Here is a 26846-nt window from a genome sequence, read left to right on the forward strand (position 1 = left end):
GTCGGGCAGCCCGCGCGCGTGCCGGTCGGTGAGGATCATGACGTTCTGGAGCGTGATCAGCATCGCCAACCTGGTCTCCTCGACCAGGTCGGGCGGCGGCCTCCAGCCCGTGAACGCCTCGGTGATCGCGTCGCGGTGCACGAGGATGCGCTGGTGGTCGCCGCGTATCGACCACATGCCGCCGAGCCCCGGCAGCAGCCGCACCAGCGTGGGCAGGTCGGGTTCGGCGAGCGCCTGCCGCAGCAGGTCGGCGAGGTTGCCCTCCTCGGCGCGCAGCGCGTCGGTCGCCTCGAACTCCTCCGGCCCGAAGAAGCGCGCGGCATGGAAGAGCGAGTAGGAGGCCGCCCACTCCCGCTGCGCCCGCTTCGCGGGCTCCTCCTCGCCCGCCTCCGCAAGGCGCATCCGCCCGAACTCCCTGACGGTCTCCAGCATGCGGTAGCGCAGGCCGTACGCGGTCTCGCGGACGCTCAGCATCGACTGCTCGGTGAGGGCGTCGACGGCGGGCAGGGCGTCGGGGCCGAGCACGGCCTCGGCGGCGGCGAGCGTGAAACCGTCGCCGAACAGCGACATCCAGCGCAGCGCCCGGCGTTCGGGCTCGTCCAGCAGGTTCCACGACCAGTCGATGACGGCGTGCAGGGTGCGGTGGCGGTCGGGGGCGCTACGGTTGCCGCCGCGCAGCAGCGCGAACCGGTCGGCGAGCCGGCGTGCGATCTCCGCCACCGACATCACCCGCACCTTGGCGGCGGCCAGCTCGATGGCCAGCGGCAGCCCGTCGAGGCGGGCCACGACCCGCTCGACGGTCTCGTCGTCCAGCCGCACGTCCGGCCGTGCGGCGACGGCGCGCTGGCGGAACAGCTCGATCGCGTCCGGCATGGACAGCTCGCCGAGCTGGTAGACGCGCTCGGCGGGGATCGACAGCGGCGCGCGCGAGGTGACGAGCACGCGCAGGTCGCGGGTGGTCACGGTGAGGAACGCCACCAGGTCGGCGACGGCCTCGATGACGTGCTCGCAGTTGTCGAGGATGAGCAGCGCGGGCGTCTGGGAGAGCTGCTGGGCGATCCTGGCCCGCACGTTGGAGCGCTGCTCGGGGGTCAGGATGCGCCGCCCGCTGACCGAGTCGCGCACGCCGAGCGCCGAGCCGATCTCGCCGACCACGCCCTCCGGTGAGGAGACGCCGACCAGCTCGACGAAGTGGGCGACGGGCTGCGGGGCGTTCCTGCCGACGGCGTGCGCCAGCCGGGTCTTGCCCAGCCCGCCGGGGCCGACGATGGAGACGACGCGGTGGGTGTGCAGCAGCGCGTGCACGGCGCGGATGTCGCCGTCGCGGCCGAGCAGGGTGGAGCCGTCGTACTGGATGCCCTGGCGGATCGGGCGGTCGGCGGCGAGCAGCTCGGCGTGGACGCGGGCCAGCTCGGGGCCGGGGCCGGTGCCGAGGCGGGCGGCCAGGGCGGCGCGGTGGCGCTCGTAGCGTTCGAGTGCGGCGGGCGCGCCGCGTACGGCGGCCTCGCTGCGCAGCAGGCAGGCGAGCAGCTCCTCGTCGTGCGGCCGGTCGGCGGCGGCCTGTTCGAGCAGGGGCAGGGCGGTGGCGTGGGCGCCGTCGCGCGAGTGGGCGATGGCCGCCACCCTGCGGGCCTCGGCGGCCCGGGCCGCGGCGGTCGCGCGCAGCTCGGCGAGCGCGCCGGAGGCGCCTTCGGCGTCGTCGAGCGTGGCGGTGATCGCCAGCGCCCGGCCCGCGTGGCGGTGGGCGAGCGCGGTGTCGCCCGCGGCGAGCGCGTCGCGGGCCCGCTCGGCGAGCTCGCCGAGCAGCAGCACGTCCACCTCGGATGCGGGCAGCCCGAGCCGGTAGCCGCGGGGCGTCCTGACCACGACGTCGGGGGCGGTCGCCGCCCTGGTGCGGGAGACGACCACCTGGAGCGCCTTGGTGGGGTTGGCCGGCGGCTCCTCCGGCCACAGCTCCTCGACCAGCCGTTCGTCGCCGGCCCCCGCCCGGCCGTGCAGGGCGAGCACGGCGAGCAGCGTGTGGGCGCGGTCGCCGGACACGGGGGCGCCGTGCCAGCGCACGCCGTCGAGGAGGACCAGTGCGGGGGACATACCGACAGCTTAGGGGGACGGGCGCGCTGGGGCCGATCACCGCGCGGCGCCCCCGCGCCGGGGCCGATCACCGCGCGGCGCCCCCGCAGTGGAGCCGATCACCGCGCGGCGCCTCTGTGGCGGGTCACCAGGTGCTGCTCTCCACGGTGACGGCGGGGACCAGATCCTCGCGCAGCGCCTCCAGGAACGCGACGATCTCGGCGGCGACCGAGCGATGCTGCAGGTCGTTGAGCACGTCGTGGTGGGCTCCGCGCACGCTGACCAGCCGCGCCCTCGGCAGCGTCTTGGCCGCCCGCGCGAGCGCGTCGGGGTCCGCGAGCGGGTCGGCCTGCCCGACGAGCAGCAGGTGGGGGATGCCGGTGTCGTCGGCGTAGGCGGCGTCCAGCAGGTCCTGCGGCAGGGCGGCGGCCAGCGCGCCGCGCCGCACGGACGCGTCGCCGGTCAGCACGCCGCGATGGGTGGGGCAGTGTGTACGGACGTCCAGCTCGTCCTCCCACGCGCCGCCGGCCCGCGCCCCGGCCCCTGGCAGGCCCGCGAGCACGACCGCGTCCGGCCACCATGCCGGGGTCCCTGTGGAGGTGACGAGGAGCGCGGACAGGGCGGCGGCGCCCAGGTCGGACCCGGCCAGCACCAGCGGGCGGGGCGGCCCTTCCGGCTGCCCGGCCGCGACGCCCTCGACGGCCCCGGCCAACCGGGCGGCCAGGTCGTCCAGGACGGTGGCCACGGTGGGACCGGTGGCGGGCGGGTCGATGACCCGCACCCGGTAGGCGTCGTAGGCGAGCCGCGAGCCGAGGCGGGCGTAGGTGGCGCGGGTCTCGCCGCGGCCGGGCACGACGATGACCGTGCCCCTGGTGCGCAGCCCTTCGGGGGCGTGGTGGTCGCCACTGTGGTCGCCACTGTGCGTCATGTTCATGCTCCAGACGTTCGGGAGAGGTCGGCGAGGGCGCGCACCTGCTCGCGCAGCGCGCGGCGGGCGGCGGGGTCGGGCGGACGCTCGTCCGTGATCGACGGCACGGACGTGACGAGCAGCCGCGTGTAGGGGTGGCGAGGGGCGAGAAGGATCTCCTCGGTGGTGCCGGTCTCCACCACCTGCCCGTGGTAGAGCACGACGACGCGGTCGGCGACGCCGCCGAGCGAGCCGAGATCGTGCGTGATCAGCAGGACGCCGAGGCCGCGGGTCTCGCGCAGCCGCAGCAGCAGCTCGAGGATGGTGATGCGGGTCGAGGCGTCGAGGGCGCTGACCGGCTCGTCGCAGATCAGCAGGCGGGGATCGACCGCGATGGCGCGCCCGATCGCGACCCGCTGCCGCTGCCCGCCCGACAGCTCACCGGGGTACCGGGGCAGCAGGTCGAGCGGGAGCGAGACGTGCCGCGCCACCTCCTCGGCGGCGGCGCGCAGCTCGGCACGGCTCCGCCCGCCGCGCACGGCCAGGCCCTCGACCAGGGTGTCGGCGACGGTGCGGTCGGGGTCGAGGCTGCGCAGCGGGTCCTGGAAGACGTACTGGACGGCGCCGCCGCGGCGGAAGGCGCGCAGCTCGCGGCCGCGCAGCCCGCTCACCTCGCGGCCGTCGATCGCGATGCGGCCCGCGCTCGGCGGCACCAGGCCGAGCACGGCCCTGGCGAGGGTGGTCTTGCCCGAGCCGGTCTCGCCGATCAGCCCGACGATCTCGCCGGGCGCCACGGTGAGGCCGGCGCCGTGCAGGATCTCGGTGCGGGCGCGGCCGCGTCCGAGCGAGACGCGCAGGTCGCGTACGTCGAGCAGCGCGGTCATCGGGACCTCCTTCGCGGTTCGCGCACCCGGTCGATGCCGAAGCGCTCGTGGGCGTCGACGAGCTGCCGCGTGTAGGGGTGGCGCGGGGCGCGCAGCACCCGCCGGGTCGGGCCGGACTCGACCACGGCGCCGTCGCGGAAGACGTGGACGGTGTCGCAGGTCTGCGCGATGACGGCCAGGTCGTGGGAGACGACGACGAGGGTGAGCCCCCGGTCGCGGCGCAGCTCCGACAGCAGCTCCAGCACCTCGGCCTGCACGGTCACGTCGAGCGCGGTGGTGGCCTCGTCGGCGATGAGCAGCTCGGGATCGGCGCTGATGGCCATGGCGATCAGCACGCGCTGGAGCATGCCGCCGGACAGCTCGAAGGGGTACTGGGTGCAGACGTGCTCGGGACGGCGCAGCCCCATGGCGTGCAGCAGCTCGACGGCGCGTTCGCGGGCGGCGCGGCGGCCGAGCCCGACCTTGACGCGCAGCACCTCGGCGAGCTGCCTGCCGACGGTGATCGACGGGTTGAGGTAGGAGGCGGGGTCCTGGAAGACGGCGGCGATGCCGGTGCCGCGCAGCCGGGCCCGCTCGGCGCCGGGCAGCGCGGTCAGCTCGGTGCCGTCGAAGGCGATCTCCCCGCCGGTGACCTGGACGCCGGCGGGCAGCAGGCCGAGCACGGCGCGGCAGGTCAGGGTCTTGCCGCTGCCGGACTCGCCGACCAGCCCGGCGGCCGAGCCGCGCGGCACGTCGAGGTTCACGCCGTGCACGACCTCGGTGCCGTCGGCGACGGCGACCCGCAGGCCGCGCACCGACAGCAGCGGCTCGCCACCCGCCCCGCCGCCGACCGATGGGCGGACGGCGGTCGCGAAGTCAGGTGAGGCGGACACGGCGTGCTCCTCTCATGAGAGTCCTGGCCCGGCCGCGGTCGCCGCCTGCGTCCCTGATGGCGTCGGCGAGCAGGTTGAGCGCGCCGACGGTCACCATGATGAACAGCGAGGGGAACAGCGGCCCGTACGGCCGCTGCGCCAGGTAGCCGAGGTCGCTGGCGACGATGCCGCCCCAGGTGGGCTCAGGCGGGGCGACGCCGATGCCGAGGAAGGTCAGCGACGAGACGATCAGCAGGGCGGATGCGGTGGCGTTCGCGGTGGTCACGACGAGCGTCGGCACGATCTTCGGCCACACGTGGGTGCGCAGCACCCGCCAGGTGGAGGCGCCGAAGAGCTGGGCGGCGGTGACGTACTGGGCGCCGGCGTGGGTGAGCGCGGCGGCTCTGGTGATGCGGTAGAACGACGGCGCGAGCAGGATGCCGACGGCGACCATCGCCTGGTGGACGGCGTTGCCGAGCAGCGCGGCGACCGCGATGGCGAAGATCAGGAAGGGCAGCGCGATGAGCCCGTCCATGATGCGCAGTGTGATCCACTCGTACGCGCGGCCGAAGTAGACCGAGGTGATGCCGGGCACGACGCCGATGACGAGGCCGATGGCGACGGCCTCGAAGGCGGTGAACACCGAGGCGGGCGCGCCCGCCAGCATCCGGCTGAGCACGTCGCGGCCGAGGTAGTCGGTGCCGAACCAGTGCTGCGCGCTGGGCGGGTGCAGGATGTCGGCGCTGTTCTTCAGTGCGTCGTACGGCGCGAGGAACGGCCCGGTCACGGCGAGGACGAGCACGGCCGCGAGCACGATCGCCGCGACGGCGCCCGCGCGGGTGCGCAGGGCGTCGGTGATGGCCTTCATATCTCCCTCCTGGCGGCCGGCCGCAGCTTGACCAGCAGGACGTTGACGATCGCGGACGAGACGAGCACGACGGCGATGGTGACGAGCAGCGTCCCCTGGACGACGGGCACGTCGCCGCTCAGCGCGGCGTTCTTGGTCAGCTCGCCGATGCCGGGCAGGGCGAACACGGTCTCGGTGATGACGGCCCCGCCGATGAGGCGGGGGACGTGCATGCCGAGCACGGCGACCGCGGGCCCGGCGCCGTTGCGCAGCGCGTGGACGAGCACGACCCGGCGGGCGGACAGCCCGCGCATGCGGGCGCCGGTGATGTAGTTCTCGTGCAGGGTGCCGGCCAGGCCGGTGCGCAGCTGGCGGGCGACGTCGGCGGCGGTGTCCAGGCTGAGCGCCAGGCTGGGCAGCAGCAGGAAGCCCGCCCAGGTGGCGAGGCCGGCGGACGGGGGTGCCCAGCCGCCCGCCGGCAGCACCGGCACGATCAGCGCGAACACCGTGATGAGCGCGACCGCGGCGACGAAGCCGGGGACGGTCGCCAGCACCGAGGTGACGACGGTGACCGTGCGGTCCAGCAGGCCGCCCTGGCGCACGGCGGCGAGCGTGCCGAAGACGCCGCCGAGCAGGACGGCGATGAGCAGCGCGCCCGCGGCCACCGACAGGCTGACGGGCAGCCGCTCGGCGATGCTCTGCGCCACCGGGATCTTGGTGAACCAGGAGGCGCCGAGGTCGCCGTGCAGGGCGTCCCACAGCCAGGTCACGTAGCGCGGCAGCAGCGGCCGGTCGAGCCCGAACGCCTCGCGCATGCGCTGCACGTCGGCGGGGGTGGCCGAGTCGCCGAGCACGACCGAGGCGGGGTCCTGCTCGGTGAGCCCGCCCAGCATGAACGTGATGAACGTGGAGACGAGCATGACGGGCACCGCGATGAACAGCCCCCTGCCCAGGGCGGCGGCCGCCCTGATCAGCAGCGCGGCCGGCCCCGGCCGGGAGGCCGCCGGGGCCGGGCTCGGAGGGGCCGCGCGGTCGCGCAGGTCGGCAGCGGTCACGTGGTCACCCGGACGCCTTCGAAGCGCTGGATGTCCACCCAGTTGCGCAGGCCCTGCACCTTGGGGTGGTGCGCGGTGAAGCGGGTCACCGTGAACAGGAAGACGTTGGGCATGTTCGTCACCGCGATCTCGGTGGCCTTCTGGATGGCGGGCGGGTATGCGGGGTCGTCGAGCGGGTATCCGCCGGCCTTGGCGACGGCGGCGGGCAGCTCCTTGGGCGTGGTCTTGCCGAGGTTCATCAGGCCTTCGGGGCCGAACAGCACCTGCAGCGCCTGCACGGGCGACTGGCGGGCGTTGAACTGGTCGAGCACGAACGGGTGCCTGCGGGTGATGTAGTTGTTGACGCCCGGCGTCATGACGACGAGTCTGGTCCGGATGCCGGCGGCGTTGAGCTGCTGCTGGATCAGCTCGCCCACGGGGTCGTCGGCGCTGTGCAGCGCGAGCTGGACGTCCACGCCGTTCGGGTAGCCCGCCTCGGCGAGCAGCCGTCTGGCCTTGGCCACGTCGTGCGGGTAGAGGTTCTCCAGCTTGGGGTTGTAGGCGACGTAGCCCTTGGGGAACGGCTGCCAGGCCGGTTCACCGTAGCCGAAGTTGGCGGTCTCGACGAGTGCCCGCCGGTCGATCGCGGTGTTGATGGCCTCGATGACCTTGGGGTTGTCGAACGGCTTGACCGTGTTGTTCACGTCGAGGACGCGGACCGGCAGCACGTCGGTGGTCAGCACGGGGAAGCCCGCGGCCTTGACGCCGGCGACCTGGGCGGCGGTGAGGTCGGCGATGTCGTACTGCCCCGACTGCAGGCCGGCGACCGCGACCGACGGGTCGGGGGCCGGTTTGAGCACGAAGTTGGCGATGTGGATCTGGTCGGCGTTCCAGAAGTCCGGGTTCTTCACCAGCGTCGCCTGCGAGCCGGGCACGTAGCTGGTGAGGATGAACGGCCCGGCGCCGACGGGCCGGGTGGCCAGCTTGGCCGGGTCCTTGGCCGCCGCGGGGCTGACGACCTGCCCGGTCTTGCCCGCCAGCAGCAGCGGGATCTGGTAGTCCACCTGGTTGAGGTGGAGAGTCACGTCGGTCTCGCTGTCGGCGGTGATGCGTTCGATGGTGGCGAGCTGCGGGGCGATCGTGGAGTCCTTGGCGGTCTTGCCGCGCTCCAGGCTGGCTTTGACGGCGGCGGCGTCCAGCTTGGTGCCGTCGGAGAAGGTCAGGCCGGGGCGCAGGTGGAAGGTGACCGAGCGGCCGTCGTCGGCGTACGTCCACGACCGTGCGAGTCCCGGTCTGGCCTCGCCGTTCTCGTCCACCTCGGTGATCCCCTCGTAGACGAGGGTGAGAGCGTGGACGTCGTTGCCGACGGCGGAGGTGACCGGGTCCCAGGTGGACGGCAGGGACCAGCCCCAGGTGAGGGTGTCGCCGGGTCGTGCGCCGGCGTCCTGGCGTATCGACGCCTGGGAGACGCAGCCGGTGAGCAGCAGCGCCACCGCGGCGGCGATGCCGGCGACCTTGAGTGCGGGGTTGCGCACGGAGCTCACCCTCGCCCCGCGGGAGCGAGCCGCCGCTCGCGGGCGGCGGCCCCGGCGCGCAGCAGCGGCACCAGTTCCTCGCCCCAGTCGCGCACGTCCTGCAGCGGGTCGAAGCCGCGGATGAGGAACGTGCGGATGCCGAGGTCGTAGTACTTCAGCAGGGCGTCGGCGACCTGCTGCGGGGTGCCGACCAGGGCGGTGGAGTTGCCGCCGCCGTCGGTGAGCCGGGTGACGCCGAACCAGAGCCGCTCGTCGTGGATCAGCTTCTCGTTGGCCTCGTCCTTCAGGCGCTTGGCGCCGACGGCGGTGTTCTCGCCGCGGCCGATGCGCCAGCCCGCGGCGCCGCCGTCCCTGCTCGCGAGGTTCTCCTCGAAGGCGCGGCGGATGGCCTCGGCCTTCTCCCAGGCGGCGTCCTCGGTGTCGGCGACGATCGGGCGTACGGACAGGGAGAAGCCGATGTCGCGGCCGTGGCGGGCGGCTTCGGCGCGGATGAGCTCGATGCGCTCGCGGGTCTGGGCCAGGGGCTCGCCCCACAGGGCGTAGACGTCGGCCCAGCGCCCGCCGACGCGGATGGCGTCGTCGGACTGGCCGCCGAAGAAGATCGGCACCTCGCCGTGCGGTTTGACGGAGCTGAAGGCGCCCTCGAAGCGGTAGAACTCGCCCTCGTAGTCGAAGGGCTCGCCGGAGGTGAGCGTGCGCCGCAGCACCTCGATGAACTCGGCGGTGCGGCGGTAGCGGGCCTCCTTGCCGTGGAAGTCGCCGTCGCGCCGCTGGTCGGTGTCGCTGCCGCCGGTGATGTGGTGGATCGCGACGCGGCCGGCGCCGGTGAGGTTGTCGAGGGTGGCGAGCTTGCGCGCGGTCAGCGTGGGCTGGATGAAGCCGGGCCGCTGGGCGATGAGCACGCCGAGGCGTTCGGTGTTGTAGAGCACGTGGGCGGCGGCGGCGAAGCCCTCGGGCGAGCTGGCGCTGTGGGCGATGAGCACGCGGTCGAAGCCGGACTGCTCGTGGGCTCGGGCGAAGTCGGTGAGGTAGCCGGGGTCGACGACCGGGCCCCGCCATCCGGCGCTTTCGGAGCCGTAGGTGGTCGAGACCATCCCCAAGATCTGGATCGACAAGTGTCTGCCTTTCGACGTTTCGGTGCCGCCGCGCCCTGCGGGCGCGCGAGGGCGCGCCGGGGCCGGCGCGTGAGCGGCATGGAGGTGCGGCGCGACGGTGCGGCCGAGGGGTGTGGGGCGCCGTCGTCGGCGCCGCCGGGCGACGTCTGGTCCCAGCCTGCGGTGCCGCAGGCCCGGCTGTCCAACGACGGTTCGTGATCGCGGTTCATCACGTCACGTGATAATTACCCTTACATCAGGTAGGAATAATGGGTATGCTGGCGTGCATGAACCGCACGCTGGACATCGCTCCGTTGCGCAGCTTCGTCGCCGTCGCCGACGCCGGTGGCTTCCAGCGCGCCGCCGACGCCCTCCACCTGAGCCAGGGGGCGGTGAGCCAGCACGTCCGCCGGCTGGAGTCGGCGATCGGGCGGCCGCTGGTGGAGCGGCGCGGGCGCGGATCCCGGTTCACCGCCGACGGCGAGAAGCTGCTCAACCTGGCGCGCGGCATCCTCGCACTGCACGACGAGGGGCTGCGCAGCTTCGGCGAGGAGCCGCACGGCACGCTCGTCATCGGCTCGACCGAGCACGCCGCCGCCCAGCTCCTGCCGCACCTGGCCACCGCGCTCGACGGGGCCGCGCCCCGCTACGGCGTGAAGTTCCGCATCGACCGCGGCACCAAGCTGCGCGAGAGCTTCGCCGCGGGCCGCATCGACCTGGCCCTGCTCATCGGCCCCGCCGACGACCCGCACGCCACTCCGGTCGGCGACCTGGCCCTGACCTGGTACTCCGCGCCCGGCTGGAGGCCGCCCCGGCGGGGCGAGCCGCTGCCGGTCGTCGCGTTCGACCATCCCTGCGCGCTGCGCGACCGCGCGCTGACCACGCTGGCGCACCACGCGGTGCCCGTCGCGATCGCCGCCGAGGCCAACCAGCTCGCCGGCGTGCAGGCCGCCGTGAGCGCGGGCGCGGGCGTGGCGCTGCTGGCGACGCTCGGGCAGACCCCCGACGGCCTGGTGCCCCGCGACGACCTGCCGCGGCCCAAGCCGCTGCCGCTCGCGCTGTGGACCCGCAGGGGCGTCAAGCCCGCGGTGTCCGAACGCCTCGCCCAGACGCTGCGCCGCCTCCTGACCACCCCGGTTCTCACCGAGGTGCCCCCGCACGACCTCGTCCTCGCCAAAGGAGCCTGATGCCCGACCGTGACCTCGTCCGCACGCCCAGCGGTGTGCTCGTGCCCGCCGGGATCGACCCGTTCCATCGCACCCTGCACCACGTGGCCCCGAGCGGGCTGCTCGGCCAGACCACGCAGACCTCCGGCATGACCCGCCTGGAGGCGATCAGCGGCAAGACGGTCGGCTCGGCCAACCTGTGGATGGGCCAGACGCACGTCGCCGCGTCCACGGCGTCGGGCAACCACCACCACGGGGCGTCCGAGACCGCCATCTACGTCGTCTCCGGCCATCCCGTCTTCGTCTTCCTCGACGTGGAGGGCGACCGGCCGGTGGAGCGCCGCGTCGAGACCGGTCCCGGCGACTACATCTTCGTGCCGCCGTACGTACCGCACCGGGAGGAGAACCCCGACCCGGAGACCGAGGCCGTCGTCGTCATCGCGCGGACGACCCAGGAGGCGATCGTGGTGAACCTCGATGGGCTCGACTGGTCCGAAGTCGAGATCCGCTGACCCCGCGCCCATGCACGCCGAGCAGGTGCGGGAGCTGCTGCTGCGCCGCAGCGAGGTCGTCATCGCCGACGTACGCGAAGAGGCCGTCCACGCGCGGGGCCACCCGCTGTGGGCGGCCAGTTTCCCGCTCTCCCGCCTGGAGCTGGACGCCTGGCGGCGCATCCCCCGCCACGACACCCCGATCGCCGTCTACGGCGACGCGGACTCCCCCGCCTCCCGGGCGGCCGGCGTGCTGCGGCGGCTCGGCTACACCCGCGTGCACGAGCTGGAGGGCGGTCTCGACGGCTGGATCGCCTCAGGCGGTGAGATCTTCCAGGACGTGAACGTGCCGAGCAAGGCGTTCGGCGAGCTGGTCGCGTCGGTCGCCGGCACCCCTTCGCTGCCTCCGCAGCGGGTGCGGGAGCTGATCGAGGCGGGCACGCCGCCGGTCATCGTGGACGCGCGCACGTTCGGCGAGTACGCCACCATGAGCATCCCGACCGCCACCAGCGTGCCCGGCGCGGAGCTGGTGCTGCGCATCCGCGAGCTGGCGCCCGACCCCGCCACCCCCATCGTGGTGAACTGCGCCGGCCGCACCCGCAGCATCATCGGCGCGCAGTCCCTCATCAACGCCGGCCTGCCCAACCCGGTCGCGGCGCTGCGCAACGGCACCATCGGCTGGACGCTCGCCGGGCAGCGCCTCGACCACGGCGCCGCCAGGACGGCACCGCCCGTCGTGACACCGGAGCACCACGCCCGGGCCGTGGCCGGGGCCCGCGCCGTCGCCGAGCGGGCCGGGGTCGCCTTCATCGGCGCCTGCGACCTGCCCGGCCTGCGCGAGCCCGGGCGCACCACGTACGTCTTCGACGTCCGCTCCGCCGCCGAGTACGCCTCCGGGCACCTCGACGGGGCCCGCCACGCGCCCGGCGGGCAGCTCGTGCAGGAGACCGACCACTACGCGCCGGTGCGCGGCGCGCGCATCGTGGTCGTGGACGACGACGGGGTCCGCGCCGCGATGACCGGGTCGTGGCTCGCCCAGATGGGCTGGGAGACGTACGCGATCAGCCCTGCCGCGCCTGAGGAGCTGGTGTGGAAGGGCGACGAGCCGCCCCTGCATCCCGAGCCGCCCCGGGTGGACACCGTGGACGCGGCGACCCTGCGCACCCGGCTGGACGCGGCGGCGGTCATCGACGTGGGACCGAGCCGCGAGTACGCCGCCGGGCACGTCCCCGGCGCCTGGTACGCCGCCAGGGCGCTGCTGCCGGCCGCGCTCGGGGTGATCGGGGCCGCCGAGCGGTACGTGGTCACCTCGCCGACCGGCGTGCTGGCCCGCTTCGCCGCGGCCGACCTGCGCCGCCTCACCTCCGCCCCGGTCTTCGCGCTCAGCGGCGGCACCGCGGCGTGGGAGGGCCTGGAGACCGATGCCGTGCGGTACGCGGTCGCGCCCAAGGACCGGTACCGGCGGCCGTACGAGGGCACGGACAACCCGCGGGAGGCCATGGAGGCGTACCTGGAGTGGGAGTACGGCCTGGTGAAGCAGCTCGAACGCGACGGAACCCACAACTTCCGGGTGTTACGCCCTATCCCCTGATACGCATCTCTTTGCCCCGATATAACCTACCTTTTTGATAGGCAATATTGCGGGAGAGAGGACGCCGCCGTGCCGCTGCCCACGCGCCCCCTGCGCAAGCTGGGTTTCCTGACCATCGGGCTGTTCGACGGGAACGACCCGCGCCCCGGACACGAGTCCACCCTGCGCATCATCGAGCTGGGCGAGCGGCTCGGCTTCGACAGCGCCTGGGTGCGCCACCGCCACCTGCAGTACGGCATCTCCTCCCCCATCGCCGTCCTGGCCGCCGCCACCCAGCGCACCACCCGCATCGAGCTCGGCACCGCCGTCATCCCCCTCGGCTGGGAGAACCCGCTGCGCCTGGCCGAGGACCTCGCCACCGTGGACATCCTGTCCGGCGGCCGGCTCAACCCCGGCGTCAGCGTCGGCCCGCCCATGCACTACGACCAGGTCAAGCACGCCCTCTACCCGGACACCGCCGACGCCGAGGACTTCAGCTACGAGCGGGTGCGGCGGCTGCTGAGCCACGTACGCGGCGAACCGGCCACCTCCTTCAGCGGCACCGAGGGCTTCGAGGTCTTCTCCGACCGCGTGCAGCCCCACTCCCCCGGCCTGATCTCCCGCATGTGGTACGGCGGCGCCGGCCTCCGCTCGGCCCGCTGGGCCGGCGAGCAGGGCATGAACTTCCTCACCAGCAGCGTCGTCAAGGCCGAGGAGTCGGAGGACTTCGCGCAGATCCAGCTCTCCCACATCCGGGAGTTCCGCGCCCGCCACCCGCACGGCGACAAGGCCCGCGTCTCCCAGGGCCTCGTCGTCATCCCCACCGACTCGGCCACCCCGGAGCAGAAGGCCAAGTACGCCGAGTACGCGGCCAAGCGCCTGCCCCGCACCACCGCGCCGCAGGGGCCCGCCCGCATGCTGTTCTCCCCCGACTACGTCGGCGAGTCCGCCGAGATCGCCGAGCGGCTGTACGCGCACGCGGCGTTCCGGGAGATCGCCGAGGTGGCGTTCGCGCTGCCGTTCACCTTCGAGCACGAGGACTACGTCCAGATCCTCACCGACATCGCCACGAAACTCGGCCCCGCCCTCGGCTGGCACCCCGCCAACTGACCCACCATCCCGGCCCGCCGGACCGCGGCGAACGGCGCGGACAGGCTCCGCCGGGGTGATGCCGGGCCCGGGGGCGATCACGGTCCGTCCCGGCCGGACCGCTCACCGCCGCGAACCGCGGCCGCGCCCTGTCCGGGCGCGGGCTGGAGGCTGGAGGTCATGCACGATCGCCGACGCGCGGGCTCCGGCGCCGGGAAGCACCGCCACCAGGGGTGGCGGATGGTCGCGGCGCTGGCCGTCACGCAGACCATCGGCTACGGGGTGCTCTACTACGCCTTCTCCGTCTTTCTCGGCCCCATGACCCGTGACCTGCGGGCGAGCGGGACGCAGGTCGCCGGTGCGCTCACGCTCGCCGTGCTGACCACCGCGCTGTGCGCCCCGGCCGTGGGGAGGTGGCTGGACGCGCGGGGCGGGCGGGGGTTGATGACGGCCGGTTCCGTGCTGGGGACGGCCGCCGTGCTGGGGTGGTCGCAGGTGCACGACCTGTTCCAGCTCTACGCCGTCTTCCTGGGTGTCGGGGTGGCGTCGGCCATGGTGCTGTACGAGCCGGCGTTCGCCGTCATCGTCACCTGGTTCGACGGTCCCGCGCAGGGGCGCGGGCGGGCGAACGCGCTGCTCGCGGTGACCATCGTGGCCGGGTTCGCGTCGGCGGTGTTCCTGCCGCTGTCGGGCCTGCTCGTCGAGCGGTACGGCTGGCGCCAGGCACTGGTGATCCTCGGCGCCGGGTACGGCGCGGCCGCGATTCCGCTGCACGCGCTCGTCCTGCGCAGGCCCGGACACCACGCCGCGCAGGCCGCCGCCACGGCCCGGGGCGATGTGCTGCGGGAGGCCGTGCGGGCGCGGCCGTTCCGGCTGCTGGCGACGGCCTTCACCGCGCACAGCGGCGCGGTCGCCACGTTCGCGGTGCTGCTGGTCACCTACCTGGTGCACGCCGGTCACTCCCCCGTCGTGGCCTCCACCGTGGCCGGGCTGCTCGGCGTGCTGTCGGTCACCGGCCGCGTGGTCACCACGGCTCTGCGGCGCCGCCGGTCCGCCGCCTCGGTCGCCGCGGCCGTGTTCGCCGTGCAGGGTGCAGGGGCGCTGCTGCTGCCCGTGGTGGCGGCGCACGCGGCGGGGGCGATCGCGTGCGTGCTGCTGTTCGGGATCGGGTTCGGGGTCGGCACGATCACGCTGCCGCACCTGCTCGCCGAGCGGTACGGCACCGCCGCCTACGCCGGCCTGTCGGGACGGATCGCGCTGTTCGCGGTCGCCGGCAAGGCGCTCGCGCCGCTCGCCGCCGTCGCCCTGGCCCAGGCGGCCGGGTACGGCCGGGTCATGGGGGCGGTGGCCGCCGCGTGCGGGGCCGCGGCCCTCGCCCTGCTGGCCTACCACCGTCATCGGCTGCCCTGACCTGGGCGCCCCTGCCCCGACTTCTCCGGCTTCGGCTGCTCCGGCCCCGGCGACCCGGCTGCGCCGCTGTCGTCCTAGGCGCTTGCGTCCTCGGTGCTCCCGTCCCTTCGTCCTTGGCACCCCCGTCCCTGACGGGTCCCCTCTCGCAGCCTCCGTCCCCCCTGATCGCCGTCCGGCCTGCGCCGCATCGGCTCCTGGCGCGAGGGGCGGCTCGACGTCTCCCTCCCTCCTCACCTTCGCCACGTCCTGGGGGCCGCGACCTCCCGATTTTCCCTTCAATACGATAATCATTATCATTCTCGGCCATGTCGTACTTGATACGTGGTGCCGCATGATCGAGCCCACTCCCGGAACACCCCTCCCCCGGCCGCGCGCCAGGACCGCCGCCACCCTCATGGGGCTGGCCGTGCTGCTCGTCGCGGCGGGCACGGCGGCGGTCTCGCTCGGCCCCGTCCCGATCGCGCCCGGCGACGTCGCCGGGATCCTGGCCGCCCACCTCGGGCTGCCGGCGGACGGGGTGACGGCGCAGGACGTCCTCGTGGTCGAGCAGCTGCGGCTGCCGAGAGTCCTCGTGGCGGTGCTGGCCGGCGCGGCGCTGGGCGTGGCGGGCGCGGTGATGCAGGCGTTGTTCGGCAACCCGCTGGCCGAGCCCGGCGTGACCGGCGTGTCGTCGGGCGCGGCCGTGGGCGCGGTGCTGGCGATCGTCTCGGGCGCGGCGGGCACGCTCGCGCTCCCCGCCGCCGCGTTCGCCGGGGCGCTGGTCATGGTGGCCGTGATCTACGCGATCGGCGCGTCAGGCCGCGACCGGGGCATGGCCACCGTGCTGCTGGCGGGGATCGCGCTCAACGCGCTGCTCGGCGCGGTCGTGTCCGTCCTGGTGGCCAACGCGCCGGACGAGCAGTCGCTGCGCGGCATCGTCTTCTGGTTGCAGGGCGACCTCGATGCCCGTACGTGGGAGCACGTCCGGCTGGTCGCGGTCCCGGTCCTCGCGGGCGTGGCGGCGACGCTCGCGTTCTCCCGCGATCTGAACGTGCTGCTGCTCGGCGACGACGCCGCGCGCACCGGCGGCGTGGACGTGACCCGCACCCGGCACGTCCTGCTGGTCCTGGCGTCCCTGCTGGCGGGGGCGGCGGTGTCGGTCAGCGGCGTGATCGGGTTCGTCGGCCTGGTGGCGCCGCACGTCGTCCGGCTGGCCGCGGGTCCCGACCACCGGCTGCTGCTCCCGGCGAGCGCGCTGCTGGGGGCGGCGTTCCTGGTGCTCGCGGACACGGCGGCGCGGATGTCGCCGGTGCAGGTGGCGCTGCAGACCGGCGTGGTGACCGCGTTCGCGGGCGCGCCGGTGTTCCTGCTGCTGGTGCTCTGGTCCCGCAGGAGCGCCCGGTGATCGCCGCCGACGGCCTGTGCGTGGAGCTGGACGGGAACGCGGTGCTCCACGACGTCGAGCTGGCCGTGCCGCCGGGGCGGATCGTGGGCCTCGTCGGCCCCAACGGTGCGGGCAAGTCCACGCTGCTGCGCACGATCGCCGGGCTGCACCGCCCGAGCCGGGGCAGGGTGCTGCTCGCGGGCCGGCCGGTGCACGGCCGCAGGCCCAGGGAGCTGGCCCGCGATGTGGCCTACCTGCCCCAGGACATCACACTGCCGTTCCCGTTCACCGCCTACCAGGTGACGCTCATGGGACGGCACCCGCACCTCGGCCGCTTCGCCCGGGAGAGCGCCGCCGACCACCGCACCGCGCAGCGCGCCATGGCCGCCACCGGCACCGCGCATCTGGCCGGGCGGAGCGTGGCCAGGCTCTCGGGCGGCGAGCGTCAGCTCGTGCTGCTGGCCAAGGCGCTCGCCCAGGACGCCCCCGTGCTGCTGGCCGACGAGCCGGTCTCCGCCCTCGACCTGCGCCACCAGCTCGAGGTCCTGCGGCTGCTGCGCGGCTGCGCCGGCGCCGGGCGCACGGTGCTCGTCGTGCTGCACGACCTCAACCTCGCCGCCCGCTACTGCACCGAGCTGGCGCTGCTGTCCGGCGGCCGGGTGATCGCCGCAGGGCCGCCCGCGGCCGTGCTCACCCCCGATCACCTGGCCACCGCCTACGGCGTCAGCGCCGTGGTCCGCCCCGACGACGTCATCGGCTCGCTCACCGTCACCGCCTTGGAGAACCCGTGAACCCCGCTTCGATCCGCCTCGCCGCCGCCGTGCTCGGCCTCGGCCTGCTCGCTTCCTGCGCGTCCCAGGTGCCCGCCGCCCCCGAGACGCGGCCCGCGGGCACCGCGCCCGAGACGCGGCCCGCGGACGCCGCCTTCCCGCGCTCCGTCCAGGTGCCCGGCGACCCCGCGCAGAAGATCACGATCCCCGCCCGCCCCCAGCGCATCGCCGCGCTCTCCCCCGACGCGGCCGAAGCCGCCATGGAGCTGGCCGGCCCCGACCGGCTCATCGCCGTCCCCGCCTCCAGCGCCGGCGCCTCGCTGTCCAGCCACGCCGCGCAGATGGCGAAGGTCCCCACCAAGCTGCCGCCCGGCAACGATCCCGACCCCGAACAGATCATCTCCCTCGCCCCTGACCTCATCCTCGTCACCACCAGGCACGGCGGCGAGCGTGACGCCCAGGCCGCGCTCGCCGAGGCGGGCATCCCGATGATCGCCATCGGCAACGGCTGGCGCACCCTGGAGGAGGTGAAGCAGAACCTCACCCTGCTCGGCAGCGCGCTCGGCGCCGAGTCCAAGGCCGCCGAGCTGACCGCCGAGATCGACCGGCGCGCCCGGGACGTGGCCGCGCGGCTCGGCGAGCCCGAGCGGCGGCCCGCCGTGGCCATCCTGTCCAACCAGGCGGGCAGGCCGTTCATCAACGCCGCCGACGTGCTCGCATCCGATCTCGTGAAGCGGGCCGGCGGGGACCTTGTGGCGGATAAGATCGGTTTGCGCGCGACCGCGCCGGTCACCGCCGAGCAGCTCATCGCCGCCGCCCCCGACGCCATCCTGCTGATCGACGTCACCGGCAAGGGCCGGGAGTCGTTCGCCGGCGTCCTGGACGACCCGGCCGTGGCGGAGCTGCCCGCCGTGCGCGACGGCCGTGTCACGCTCTTGCCGGCGCGGATCTCGTACGGCACCGGCGGCGTGCGCGTCGCCGACGGGCTGGAGGAGATCGCCCGCTGGCTGCACCCCGAGGAGATGCGATGAGCCCCACGTCACCATCCCGGCTCGACCTGCCGGTACGGCCCCACGTCCTGGCCTCCCTGGCCTGCGGCTGGCTGGTCGCGATCGGCCTGTGCGTGTGCTACCTCGGCATCGGCCGGCTCATCGACGACGTCATGGCCGGAGGCGAGCGGCCGTGGGCGGCGCTCGCGACGATGGCGGCCGGCATCGTGCTCGCCGCCGCCGGGGCCGTCGGCCAGGGCGTCGCGCGCGGTCGCGGCGAGGGCGCGGCGGAGGTCAGCGCGCGGGCGAGGATCCACCGCTTCGTCCTGTCAGGCGGGGCGCGGCGGGAGGGCCGCGCGGGCGGCGGCCCGGTGACGGGCTCGCTCGCCTCGCTGGCCACCGAGAGCGCCGCCAAGCTCGCCGCCTGGCGCGGCGGGTTCCTCGGCCCGCTGGTCGCGTCGGTCACCACTCCCCTGGTCGTGGTGGTGGTCGTCGCGCTCGTCATCGACGTCACATCGGCGCTGGTGCTGCTGGCGGTCGTGGTGGCGGTGCCGGTGGTGGTCGGCGGGTTCCAGCGGCTCTTCCGCGCGTCCTCCGCCGCGTACCAGACGCAGTCGAGGCGGCTGGCCGCGCAGTTCCTGGAGTCCATCCAGGGGCTGCGGCTGCTCACCCTGCTGGGCGCGGCGCGGCGCCGGTCCGAGCTGCTGGCCGAGGAGAGCGAGCGGCAGCGCCGCGCCACCATGCGGCTGCTGGCCGGCAACCAGCTCGTGCTGCTCATCACGGACGTGGTGTTCTACGGCGGGCTGATCGGCACCGGCACCGCGCTCGCCCTGTCGCGGTACGCCTCGGGCTCGATCTCCGCGGGCACGGCCGTGGCGCTGGTGCTGATCTCGTTGCTGCTGACCGAGCCGATCAGCGTCGTCGGCCAGTTCTTCTACATCGCCATGACGGGCCGGGCCGCGGGCCGCCAGATCCTCGCCGCCCTCGCCGGCGAGACCCCGGACGGCGCCGGCCCGGCGGCGGGCCCAGCGGCGGGCCCAGTGGCGGGCGCAGCGGCGGGCCCGGCGGCGGGCCCGGTGGCGGCCGCGCCCGCCGCCCGCCCCCGGGATGGTGACGCGGTCGAGCTGGTCGCGGTCACCGCGGGCCACGGCGACGGGCCCGACGTCGTCTCGGATGTGACGTTCAGCGTGCGCCGGGGCGAGATGGTGGCGCTCGTGGGCCCGTCGGGCGCGGGCAAGTCCACGCTGCTGTCGGTGATCGCCGGAGAGCTGGCGCCCCGCGGCGGCACCGTGCGCGTCGCCGACTCCGAGGGCGGCGGGCCGGGCCTGGCGCTGGTCCCCCAGCACAGCTGGCTGTTCAGCGGCACGATCGCGAGCAACCTGCGGCTCGCCGACCCTGCGGCGAGCGAAGAACGGATGTGGCAGGCGCTGCGGGACGCCCGGCTGGCCGCCGAGGTGGAGGCGATGCCGGGCGGTCTCGAGGCGCGCGTCGGCGATGAGGGCCTGACCCTGTCCGGCGGGCAGGCGCAGCGGCTGGCACTGGCCCGCGCGCTGCTCCTCGACGCCGCCGTGCTGCTGCTCGACGAGCCGACCAGCCACGTGGACGCGCGTTCCGAGCAGCTCATCATCGACTCGCTGCGCCGCCTGCGCGGCACCCGTACGATCATCGTCGCCACGCACTCGCCCGCGCTCAGCGGCGTCGCCGACCGCGTCATCGAGGTCGAGGCCGAGAAGGCGGTGGCGCGATGATCGCCCGGCTGGCCGCGTTCGCCCGGCCCTTCGCGATCCCGCTCGCGCTCTCCACGGCACTGCGCGTGGTGCAGCTGACCTGCGGCATCGCGGTCCTCGCCGTCGCCGTCGGCGCGGTGGTGAAGATCGAGGAGATCAGCGTCGCGGGTACGGCGGTGCTGATCGCCGTGCTCGCCCTCGCCAAGGGCGCCGCGCACTACGGCGAGCAGTACCTCGGGCACTGGGTGGCGTTCACGGTGCTCGCGAGGCTGCGCGTGACGTTCTTCGACGCGCTGACCCGGCTCTCGCGCGGCGTGCTGCACCAGCACCGCTCCGGCGACCTCACCGCGCGCGCCACCGCCGACGTCAACAGCGTCGAGGTCTTCTACGCCCACACGATCGCGCCCGCGATCGCCGCCGCCGTCGTCTCCATCGGCTCGGCCGCCTGCCTGGCCGTCGCCGCCGATCCGGCGCTCGGGGTGATCCTGCTGACCGGTGCGGCGCTGTCCGGCCTGGTGGTGCCGCTGCTCGGCCGGCGCGCGTCCGAACGGGCGGCCAGGCGCCGCCAGCACACCCGCGGGCAGATCGCCGCGCACGTCACCGACAGCATCGGCGGGCTGCGTGAGCTGACGCTGCTGCGGGCGCTCGGCCAGTGGCAGGACCGGCTCGACGCGCTCGACGCCCGCGCCACCGCCGACACCAGGACGCTGGCCGTCCGCACCGCCTCCCGGAGCGCCGCGAACACCGCCGTGCTCGCGGCGACCGTGTGCGCGATCGCGCTGGCCGGGGCGTACCTGTGGCAGAACGGCCGGATCACCATGCTCGCGTGGTGGGTGTCGGTCGCCGTGGCCCTCGCGCTGGGGCCCGCGCTGACGGCGGTCGAGGCGTTCGCCTCGGAGTTCGGCACCACGCTGGCCGCCGCCAGGAGGCTGTTCGCCATCATCGACGCCCCGGCCGAGTCCGGCGGGGACGAGTCGGCGCCGGGTACGGCGGCGGGCGCCGGTGCCGCGGCCGGTTCCGGTGCCGGGCAGGACGGAGCGGGGACGACGACCGGGCTCAGTGCGGTGCCCGGCGCGAGGCCGGCCGCCGGACCGGGTACGCGGCCCCGTACGGGTGTCGCCGTGTCCCTGCGCGGCGTCCGGTTCGCCTACCCCGGCGCGCCCGACGGCGTGCCGCCGGTGCTGGACGGCATCGACCTCGACCTGCCGCCCGGATCGGCCACCGCCGTGCTCGGCCCGACCGGCAGCGGCAAGTCGTCGCTCGGCTACCTGCTGGCGGCGGTGCTCACGCCTGCGGAGGGCACGATCACGCTCGACGGCACCGACCTGCGCGACATCCCCGACGACGAGTTGCGCCGCCGGGTGGCGCTGGCCGACCAGCGGCCGTTCGTCTTCTCCGGCACGGTGGCCGACAACGTCCGCATCGCGCGCCCCGAGGCCTCCGACGCCGACCTGTGGCACGTGCTGGAGGTGGTGGCGCTGGCCGACACCGTACGCGGGCTGCCCCAGCAGCTCGGCACCCCGCTGAGCGAGCGCGGCAGGAACCTGTCGGGCGGGGAGCTGCAGCGCCTCTCCCTCGCTCAGGCGCTGCTGCGCCGCCCCGCCCTGCTGATCTGCGACGAGGTCACCAGCCAGCTCGACGCCGCCACCGAGGCCCGGCTGCTGCGGCGGCTGCGCACCGAGCTGGCCGGCTGCACCACCGTGTGGATCACGCACCGGCGGGCGACGCTGGACCTCGTGGACCGGGTCGTCGTGCTCGACGGCGGCCGGATCACCACGCAGGACCTCCCCGCGTGAGGCTCGAAGACACGCCGTTCAGCGGCGCGGGCCGCCCCTCCTCCTGACGACCGGGAGCAGTGCGCCGGTGACGGCCCGGTAGTCCGCGTAGCCGGGGAGCCGCTGCTCCAGCAGCCGCTCCTCGGCGGCGATGCGCCGCCCGTACGCCCAGCCCAGAAGGGCGGCCACGGCCACGAGGGCGAGGGCGCTGGCCGAGGTGAGCGCGAACCCCGCCCAGATGAGCAGCGAGCCCGCGTAGCCGGGGTGGCGCACCAGCCGGTACGGCCCGCTCCGCACGAGCCGGTGCCCGTCGCCCTCGGTGCGCAGGGTCCGGGAGTAGAAGCGGCCCAGCGTCCGCATCGACCATCCGCGCAGCGCCAGTCCCGCCCCTTCGATCACCAGGCCGGCGGGGGCGACGGCCAGGGGCAGCGTTCCGGCCGGCAGGAGGCGGAGCAGCGGCGGCAGGCAGGCGGCGACGGCGAAGGCCAGGCCGATCGTGAGGGAGGTGCCGCGGTCGTCGGGCGAGGTGTCCATGCTCGCGGCAGGACCGTCGTGGCGGGCCAGCGCCTCCAGCAGCAGGAGCCCGGCGAGGCCGGCGTATCCGGCCAGGAGCCACCACGTCCCCGCGCTCACGTGCCCTCCTCTGCTCGCGTGCGCAGCTCGCGCAGCCACGCCTGTTCCGACTCGCCGCGGCGGATCATCTCGCGGGTGACCAGAGACCCCCATCGGTCGCCGCGCGCCCCTTCGTCCAGGGAGCGCAGGTGCGCCATCCTGGCCTCGACGGCCTTGTCCCGGGCGTCGAGCACGGCCAGCCGCTCCCCTGGCGTCAGCAGGTCGAAGTGGGCGACGCGGCACAGGAACTCCGCCTCGTCCGCCGCGCTCTCGGGCGGCAGCTCGGCCAGCAGGTCGTGCAGCAGGTCGCGCCCCGTCTCGGTGATCTCGTACACGTGGCGCGGCGGGCGCTTCTCCTGGGCCTGCGCGGTCTTGATCACCGCGCCGGCCTCCTCCATGCGGCGCAGCGCCGGGTAGAGGGAGTTGTTGTGCAGGACGTAACCGGTGCCGGCCTCCACCTGCTTGCGCAGCTCGTAGCCGTGGGCCGGTCCTCGGGCGAGCTGCCGCAGGATCAACACGTCGATGTACGACACATCGTCCAGTGTGACATAGGTAAAGCTGGACGAACAGGTCAGGGGCCGGTGAGGCCCTCGCGGAAGGCGATGGCGGTGGCCTCCGTGCGCGTCGACGCGCCCAGCTTCGTCAGGATGTGGGAGACGTGCACGCCCGCCGTGCTCGGCGAGATGTGCAGGCGGGCGGCGATCTGCCGGTTGGACAGGCCCTCGGCGATCAGCCTGAGCACGTCGCGCTCGCGCTCGGTCAGCCCTTCCCGAGCCGGGCGGGGCCGGCCGAGCAGGGCGATCTCCCGGGCCAGCGGCTTCGCGCCCAGGTCGTCGGCCAGCCTGGCCGCCTCGCGCAGCCGGGCCGTCGCGCCCTCGCGGTCGCCCGCCGCCAGCGCGACCCGCGCGCCGTGGTAGAGGCAGAGCGCCAGCTCGTACGGCTGCCGCAGCTCGCGCCACGCCTCGGCCGCCCGGTCGTAGCCGCCGTCCTCCAGCAGCGCGTGGAGCGTGACCTGCCAGGCCCGGTCGAGCCGCCCGTCCACGCCGAGCCGGGCGTCGGCGGCGGCGAGCTCGTCCTGGCGCGCGGCGACCCGCCGCCGCAGCGCCTCGCCCGTGCCGTGGGCGAGCCTGGCCCGCTGCACCAGCGCCCCCGCCACCAGCACGGGGCGGGCGTCGCTGCTGTAGACGCGGGTGAGGTCGGGGTCGGCGAGCGCCCGCTCCACCAGCAGGTCGGCCCGCTCGAAGGCGCCCTGGGCGGCGGCGACCAGGCAGAGGAGCCCGTGCCTGGCGTACGGGCTGCCGGAGCCCGCGTGCTCGACGGCGGATGCGGCCTCGGCCGCGGCGGCGAGGTCGCCGCGCAGCAGCGCGAGACGGCCGGAGTGGATGAGCAGGGACTGTCGCGACAGCGGCGGCGGATCCTCCTGGAGGCTGTCGCGCAGCAGCTCGGCCGCCTCGTCCCACTGTCCCGCCCAGATCAGGCCGCGCCCCGCGTAGTGGGCGAGCTCGGCGCCCCGGCTGCGGCCGAGGCCGTAGCGGCGGGCGTGGCGCAGGCCCTCGCGGGCGGCGGCGACGGCGCGCCGGTGGTCGCCCGCCACGGTGTGCAGCATCGCCTCGTACATCGGGACCGTCATGAGCAGGTCGTGGCCGTCGAGCCGGGCGGCCAGCGTGCGCGCCTCCTCCAGCATGCCGGGGTCGCGCCGCATGAAGCCCACGCCGAGCAGCCCGCGCACCGTGACCAGGGGGTCGCCGGTGCGGCGGCCGATCCGCAGCGCCTCCTCGAACGGCCCGCGCGCCCTGTCCACCTCCGGCAGCAGCCCCATGGCCAGCACGCCGAGCAGCCGTCCCCGCTGCAGCCCGTCCCCTGCGGGCAGCAGCTCCAGGGCGCGCTCCCAGTCGGCGACGCCGGTCATGCTGAGGCGGTGCCGCAGCCTGCCCCGGTGCTCCAGCAGCAGGGCGGCCCGCTCCGGCTCGCGGTGCTCGTCCACCTCGGCCAGCCCTTCGGCGGCGAGGTCCACGCCGCGCGCGTACTCGCCGCTGAGCATGCACGCCTCGGCGGCCTCGGTGAGCACGGCGACCCTGTCCACACCGAGGTCCGCGTCGACGTCCACGTCCGGGTCCCACAGGTCGAGCACCTGGCCGAGGAGGCGGGCCTGCTCCTCGTAGGCGTACGTGCGGCGCGCCTGCCCGGCCGCCCGGTACGCGGCCGTCAACGCCGACCTCCGGTCCCCGGCGGCTTGGGCGTGGGCGGCCAGCTCGGCGTGGGCATCGGAGCCGCGCAGGGCCTCGGCGTAGCGGGCGTGCAGGCGGGCCCGCTCGCCCGGCAGCAGGTCCTCGTACACCACGTCCCGGATCAGCGCGTGGCGGAAGTCGTAGCCGTCGCCCGACGTGACGAGCAGGCTGGCGTCGATCAGCTCGCGCAGCAGCGCGTCCAGCCCGGCGCCGTCCTGCCCGGCCACCCGTGCGAGCAGCCGGTGGCCGACCCTGCCGCCCGCCACGGAGGCGATGCGCAGCAGCTCGCGGGCCGGTTCCGGGAGCGCGCGCGGGCCGGACAGCAGCAGGCTGCGCAGGCTGTCGGGGGTGCGCTCGCCGGCGCGGGCCAGGGCCTCGACGAACAGCGGGTTGCCGTCGCTGCGCTCGTGCACCCGGCGTACGACGGCGGCGTCCGGCTCGGTGCCGAGGATCGCGGCGAGCTGGCGGGCCACGTCCTGCCGGTCGAGGCGGTGCAGGCGGAGCGTGGTGGTGCGCGGGCGGCGCGACAGCTCCGACAGCAGCGGCCCGAGCCGCCCGTCGCCGGTCTCGGGGGGCCGGTAGGTGATGGCGAGCAGCACGCCGGGCTGGGTGAGGTTCCTGGCGAGGAAGCCGAGCAGCTCGCGGGTGGCGGCGTCGGCCCAGTGGAGGTCCTCGACGGCGATGACCAGCGGGCGGTGCGCGGCGACGCGCTCGATCAGCGTCAGCGCCTCCTCGAACAGCCGGTGCCTGCCGCCCTCGGCCTCGCCCGCGTCGCCCAGCTCGGGGAACCAGCGGGCGAGCTGGCGGTACGGGCCGGGCAGCGCCCCCTCGACCCGGATCAGCCTGCGCAGCACGGTGACGAACGGCGCGTACGGCAGGCTGTCGCTGCCCAGCTCCGTGCACGCGCCCTCGGCCACCATCGCCCGGTCGCGCACCGAGGCGGCGAACTCGGCGAGCAGCCGCGACTTGCCGATGCCGGCCTCCCCGGCCACCAGCGCCACCGCGGGCCCCTGCTCGACGGCCGTGTCCAGGGCCGCGGCCAGCTCCGACAGCTCCTCCGCCCGGCCGACGAACACCGGGCTGACCACGCGCTCCGCCATCACCGCGCCAGCATATAAATACCGAGAAGACCCGATGCGCCGCGGATGTTTATCCGGCCAGGCTCGAAGCATGACGACCACCTATCCGCTGCGCACGATAGAAGCGGACGAGATCGACGCGTGGGCGCGCATGGTCACCACCACCTACGGTCAGGACTGGCGGCGCGAGGGCGGCCTGCGCAACGCGGCCCGCTCCCTCGACCCGGCACGCACGCTCGCCGCCTGTGAAGGCCCCGACATCGTCGGCGGGGTGTCCATCTACGGGCGCGTCATGACGGTCCCCGGCTGGACGGCGCCGGTGCCGGTGCCGGTCGCCGGCATCACGCTCGTCGCGGTCCTGCCCACTCACCGCCGGCGCGGGATCCTCACCGCGATGATGCGCAGGCAGCTCACCGATCTGTACGAGTCGGGCGGCGAGCCGTTCGCCGCGCTCAACGCCGCCGAGGCCACGATCTACGGCCGCTTCGGCTACGGCCTGGCCAGCCAGGTCGCGCTGATCAGGGGCGACAAGAGGTTCATGGGCCTGCGGCCCGGCACCGACGTCGGCGACGGCACGATCCGCCTGCTGGGCCGCGAGGAGGCCAGGCCGCTGCTGGAAAAGGTCTACGACACCGCGCGCATGAGCGGGGTCGGGTGGGTCGACCGTACCGACCGGTTCTGGGAGGCCCGGCTGGCCGAGGACGAGCGGGCCCGCGACGGCGGCACGGCGCTGCGCTTCGCCGTGCACGCCGAGCGGGACGGCGAGGTCACCGGCTACGCCCTCTACCGCTCCAAGCCGCCCGCGGTGCGGGTCGTCGAGGTCGCGGCGACGACCAGGCAGGCGTACGCCGCCTTGTGGCGCTTCCTCATCGACCTGGACACGCACAGCGAGCTCCACTACGACGGGGCCGTGGACGAGCCGCTGATCCACCTGATGGCCGATCCGCGCGCGGCCCGCGCCACCGTCATGGACAACCTGTGGGTGCGGCTGGCGGACGTGCCGCGGGCGCTGGCGGCGCGCAGGTACGCCGCGCCGCTGGACGTGGTGCTGGAGGTCCAGGACGCGTTCTGCCCGTGGAACGCGGGCCGCTACCGCCTGATGGCCGGCGGCGAGTCGGTGTCGTGCGAGCGTACGCGGGCCCGGCCCGACCTGCGGCTGACCTCCGCCGAGCTGGGCGCGGCCTACCTGGGCGGCACCACCCTGTCGTCGCTGGCCGCGGCGGGCCGCGTCGAGGAGCTGCGCCCCGGCGCGCTGGCCGCCGCCTCGCTCGCCTTCCGCGGCGAGCGCGCCCCCTTCCACCCTTCCGGCTGGGCCTTCCCGGCTTTCTGATCCTGCACCGACGGAAACGGAGCTC

21 protein-coding genes and 1 pseudogene are annotated in these 26846 nt (G+C 75.0%); 11 read left to right on the forward strand and 11 right to left on the reverse strand.

All coding sequences use genetic code 11. The features are described from left to right. Positions 1-621 precede the first annotated feature (621 nt). The 8 genes and pseudogenes from ACGFIM_RS03400 to ACGFIM_RS03435 all read right to left on the reverse strand — a co-directional run. Positions 622-2091, reverse strand: a pseudogene (locus tag ACGFIM_RS03400) (ATP-binding protein); the annotation flags it as partial. Positions 2092-2215: 124 nt separating this feature from the next. Then, positions 2216-3004, reverse strand: coding sequence for an alpha/beta hydrolase (locus tag ACGFIM_RS03405; RefSeq protein ID WP_393193871.1), 789 nt, complete (start codon positions 3002-3004; stop codon positions 2216-2218). Further along, the gene (locus tag ACGFIM_RS03410) at positions 3001-3861 is read right to left on the reverse strand and encodes an ABC transporter ATP-binding protein (protein WP_393193874.1); all 861 of its coding nucleotides are present in this window, start codon (positions 3859-3861) and stop codon (positions 3001-3003) included. The genes ACGFIM_RS03405 and ACGFIM_RS03410 overlap by 4 nt, the downstream gene beginning before the upstream one ends. Then, entirely contained in the window at positions 3858-4733 is an 876-nt protein-coding gene (locus ACGFIM_RS03415) for an ABC transporter ATP-binding protein (protein ID WP_393193877.1), read from the reverse strand. Before ACGFIM_RS03415 ends, ACGFIM_RS03410 begins: the two co-directional genes overlap by 4 nt. Further along, positions 4717-5580 (reverse strand): ABC transporter permease, encoded by an 864-nt coding sequence (locus ACGFIM_RS03420; RefSeq protein WP_393193880.1) that lies wholly within the window; start codon positions 5578-5580, stop codon positions 4717-4719. The genes ACGFIM_RS03415 and ACGFIM_RS03420 overlap by 17 nt, the downstream gene beginning before the upstream one ends. Continuing rightward, positions 5577-6614 carry an ABC transporter permease gene (locus ACGFIM_RS03425; protein ID WP_393193883.1) on the reverse strand — a complete coding sequence of 346 codons (1038 nt, stop codon included), beginning with the start codon at positions 6612-6614 and terminating at the stop codon, positions 5577-5579. The genes ACGFIM_RS03420 and ACGFIM_RS03425 overlap by 4 nt, the downstream gene beginning before the upstream one ends. Then, entirely contained in the window at positions 6611-8128 is a 1518-nt protein-coding gene (locus tag ACGFIM_RS03430) for an ABC transporter substrate-binding protein (RefSeq protein ID WP_393193887.1), read from the reverse strand. The genes ACGFIM_RS03425 and ACGFIM_RS03430 overlap by 4 nt, the downstream gene beginning before the upstream one ends. Positions 8129-8133: 5 nt before the next feature. Then, positions 8134-9243 (reverse strand): LLM class flavin-dependent oxidoreductase, encoded by a 1110-nt coding sequence (locus ACGFIM_RS03435; RefSeq protein WP_393193890.1) that lies wholly within the window; start codon positions 9241-9243, stop codon positions 8134-8136. A gap of 266 nt (positions 9244-9509) precedes the next feature. Between ACGFIM_RS03435 and ACGFIM_RS03440 the strand changes: the two genes are divergently transcribed. From ACGFIM_RS03440 to ACGFIM_RS03485, 10 genes are all read left to right on the forward strand, one after another. Further along, positions 9510-10409 (forward strand): LysR family transcriptional regulator, encoded by a 900-nt coding sequence (locus ACGFIM_RS03440; protein WP_393193893.1) that lies wholly within the window; start codon positions 9510-9512, stop codon positions 10407-10409. After that, positions 10409-10900, forward strand: coding sequence for a cupin domain-containing protein (locus tag ACGFIM_RS03445; RefSeq protein WP_393193896.1), 492 nt, complete (start codon positions 10409-10411; stop codon positions 10898-10900). Before ACGFIM_RS03440 ends, ACGFIM_RS03445 begins: the two co-directional genes overlap by 1 nt. A gap of 10 nt (positions 10901-10910) precedes the next feature. Next, a complete protein-coding gene (locus ACGFIM_RS03450; RefSeq protein ID WP_393193899.1) occupies positions 10911-12470 on the forward strand; it encodes a rhodanese-like domain-containing protein in 1560 nt (519 codons plus the stop codon). 69 nt (positions 12471-12539) lie between these two features. Then, positions 12540-13559 (forward strand): LLM class flavin-dependent oxidoreductase, encoded by a 1020-nt coding sequence (locus ACGFIM_RS03455; protein WP_393193902.1) that lies wholly within the window; start codon positions 12540-12542, stop codon positions 13557-13559. Positions 13560-13718: 159 nt separating this feature from the next. Next, positions 13719-14948, forward strand: coding sequence for an MFS transporter (locus tag ACGFIM_RS03460; RefSeq protein ID WP_393193905.1), 1230 nt, complete (start codon positions 13719-13721; stop codon positions 14946-14948). A 331-nt stretch (positions 14949-15279) separates the two neighbouring features. Further along, complete coding sequence (locus ACGFIM_RS03465) at positions 15280-16332, forward strand: FecCD family ABC transporter permease (protein ID WP_393193908.1); 1053 nt, start codon at positions 15280-15282, stop codon at positions 16330-16332. Continuing rightward, a complete protein-coding gene (locus ACGFIM_RS03470) occupies positions 16329-17102 on the forward strand; it encodes an ABC transporter ATP-binding protein (RefSeq protein WP_393193911.1) in 774 nt (257 codons plus the stop codon). The genes ACGFIM_RS03465 and ACGFIM_RS03470 overlap by 4 nt, the downstream gene beginning before the upstream one ends. Further along, the gene (locus ACGFIM_RS03475) at positions 17099-18112 is read left to right on the forward strand and encodes an ABC transporter substrate-binding protein (protein ID WP_393193914.1); all 1014 of its coding nucleotides are present in this window, start codon (positions 17099-17101) and stop codon (positions 18110-18112) included. The genes ACGFIM_RS03470 and ACGFIM_RS03475 overlap by 4 nt, the downstream gene beginning before the upstream one ends. Beyond that, a complete protein-coding gene (locus tag ACGFIM_RS03480) occupies positions 18109-19818 on the forward strand; it encodes an ATP-binding cassette domain-containing protein (RefSeq protein ID WP_393193917.1) in 1710 nt (569 codons plus the stop codon). The genes ACGFIM_RS03475 and ACGFIM_RS03480 overlap by 4 nt, the downstream gene beginning before the upstream one ends. Beyond that, positions 19815-21593, forward strand: a complete 1779-nt coding sequence (locus tag ACGFIM_RS03485; RefSeq protein ID WP_393193920.1) for an ABC transporter ATP-binding protein — start codon at positions 19815-19817, stop codon at positions 21591-21593. The genes ACGFIM_RS03480 and ACGFIM_RS03485 overlap by 4 nt, the downstream gene beginning before the upstream one ends. 18 nt (positions 21594-21611) lie before the next feature. Here the strand turns inward: ACGFIM_RS03485 and ACGFIM_RS03490 are convergent, their stop codons facing one another. Genes ACGFIM_RS03490 through ACGFIM_RS03500 form a run of 3 tightly spaced genes read right to left on the reverse strand, consistent with a single transcriptional unit; the run spans position 21612 to position 25512 of the window. Then, positions 21612-22205 carry a methyltransferase family protein gene (locus tag ACGFIM_RS03490; protein ID WP_393193923.1) on the reverse strand — a complete coding sequence of 198 codons (594 nt, stop codon included), beginning with the start codon at positions 22203-22205 and terminating at the stop codon, positions 21612-21614. Beyond that, positions 22202-22717, reverse strand: coding sequence for a PadR family transcriptional regulator (locus ACGFIM_RS03495; RefSeq protein ID WP_393193926.1), 516 nt, complete (start codon positions 22715-22717; stop codon positions 22202-22204). Before ACGFIM_RS03495 ends, ACGFIM_RS03490 begins: the two co-directional genes overlap by 4 nt. Before the next feature lie 38 nt (positions 22718-22755). Next, positions 22756-25512 carry an ATP-binding protein gene (locus ACGFIM_RS03500; protein ID WP_393199605.1) on the reverse strand — a complete coding sequence of 919 codons (2757 nt, stop codon included), beginning with the start codon at positions 25510-25512 and terminating at the stop codon, positions 22756-22758. A gap of 70 nt (positions 25513-25582) precedes the next feature. Here ACGFIM_RS03500 and ACGFIM_RS03505 point away from each other — a divergent pair, with 70 nt between their 5' ends. Beyond that, positions 25583-26821 (forward strand): GNAT family N-acetyltransferase, encoded by a 1239-nt coding sequence (locus ACGFIM_RS03505; protein WP_393193929.1) that lies wholly within the window; start codon positions 25583-25585, stop codon positions 26819-26821. Positions 26822-26846 lie beyond the last annotated feature (25 nt).

It is taken from the genome of Nonomuraea sp. NPDC049309, assembly GCF_043196965.1.
GTDB classification, from domain to species: Bacteria; Actinomycetota; Actinomycetes; order Streptosporangiales; family Streptosporangiaceae; genus Nonomuraea; species Nonomuraea fastidiosa.

Coding starts and splice junctions, on each gene's coding strand:
- ACGFIM_RS03405 (WP_393193871.1), bottom strand. CDS start 3,004: ATGAACATGACGCACAGTGGCGACCACAGTGGCGACCACCACGCCCCC.
- ACGFIM_RS03410 (WP_393193874.1), bottom strand. CDS start 3,861: ATGACCGCGCTGCTCGACGTACGCGACCTGCGCGTCTCGCTCGGACGC.
- ACGFIM_RS03420 (WP_393193880.1), bottom strand. CDS start 5,580: ATGAAGGCCATCACCGACGCCCTGCGCACCCGCGCGGGCGCCGTCGCG.
- ACGFIM_RS03440 (WP_393193893.1), top strand. CDS start 9,510: ATGAACCGCACGCTGGACATCGCTCCGTTGCGCAGCTTCGTCGCCGTC.
- ACGFIM_RS03445 (WP_393193896.1), top strand. CDS start 10,409: ATGCCCGACCGTGACCTCGTCCGCACGCCCAGCGGTGTGCTCGTGCCC.
- ACGFIM_RS03450 (WP_393193899.1), top strand. CDS start 10,911: ATGCACGCCGAGCAGGTGCGGGAGCTGCTGCTGCGCCGCAGCGAGGTC.
- ACGFIM_RS03460 (WP_393193905.1), top strand. CDS start 13,719: ATGCACGATCGCCGACGCGCGGGCTCCGGCGCCGGGAAGCACCGCCAC.
- ACGFIM_RS03465 (WP_393193908.1), top strand. CDS start 15,280: ATGATCGAGCCCACTCCCGGAACACCCCTCCCCCGGCCGCGCGCCAGG.
- ACGFIM_RS03480 (WP_393193917.1), top strand. CDS start 18,109: ATGAGCCCCACGTCACCATCCCGGCTCGACCTGCCGGTACGGCCCCAC.
- ACGFIM_RS03485 (WP_393193920.1), top strand. CDS start 19,815: ATGATCGCCCGGCTGGCCGCGTTCGCCCGGCCCTTCGCGATCCCGCTC.
- ACGFIM_RS03500 (WP_393199605.1), bottom strand. CDS start 25,512: ATGGCGGAGCGCGTGGTCAGCCCGGTGTTCGTCGGCCGGGCGGAGGAG.
- ACGFIM_RS03505 (WP_393193929.1), top strand. CDS start 25,583: ATGACGACCACCTATCCGCTGCGCACGATAGAAGCGGACGAGATCGAC.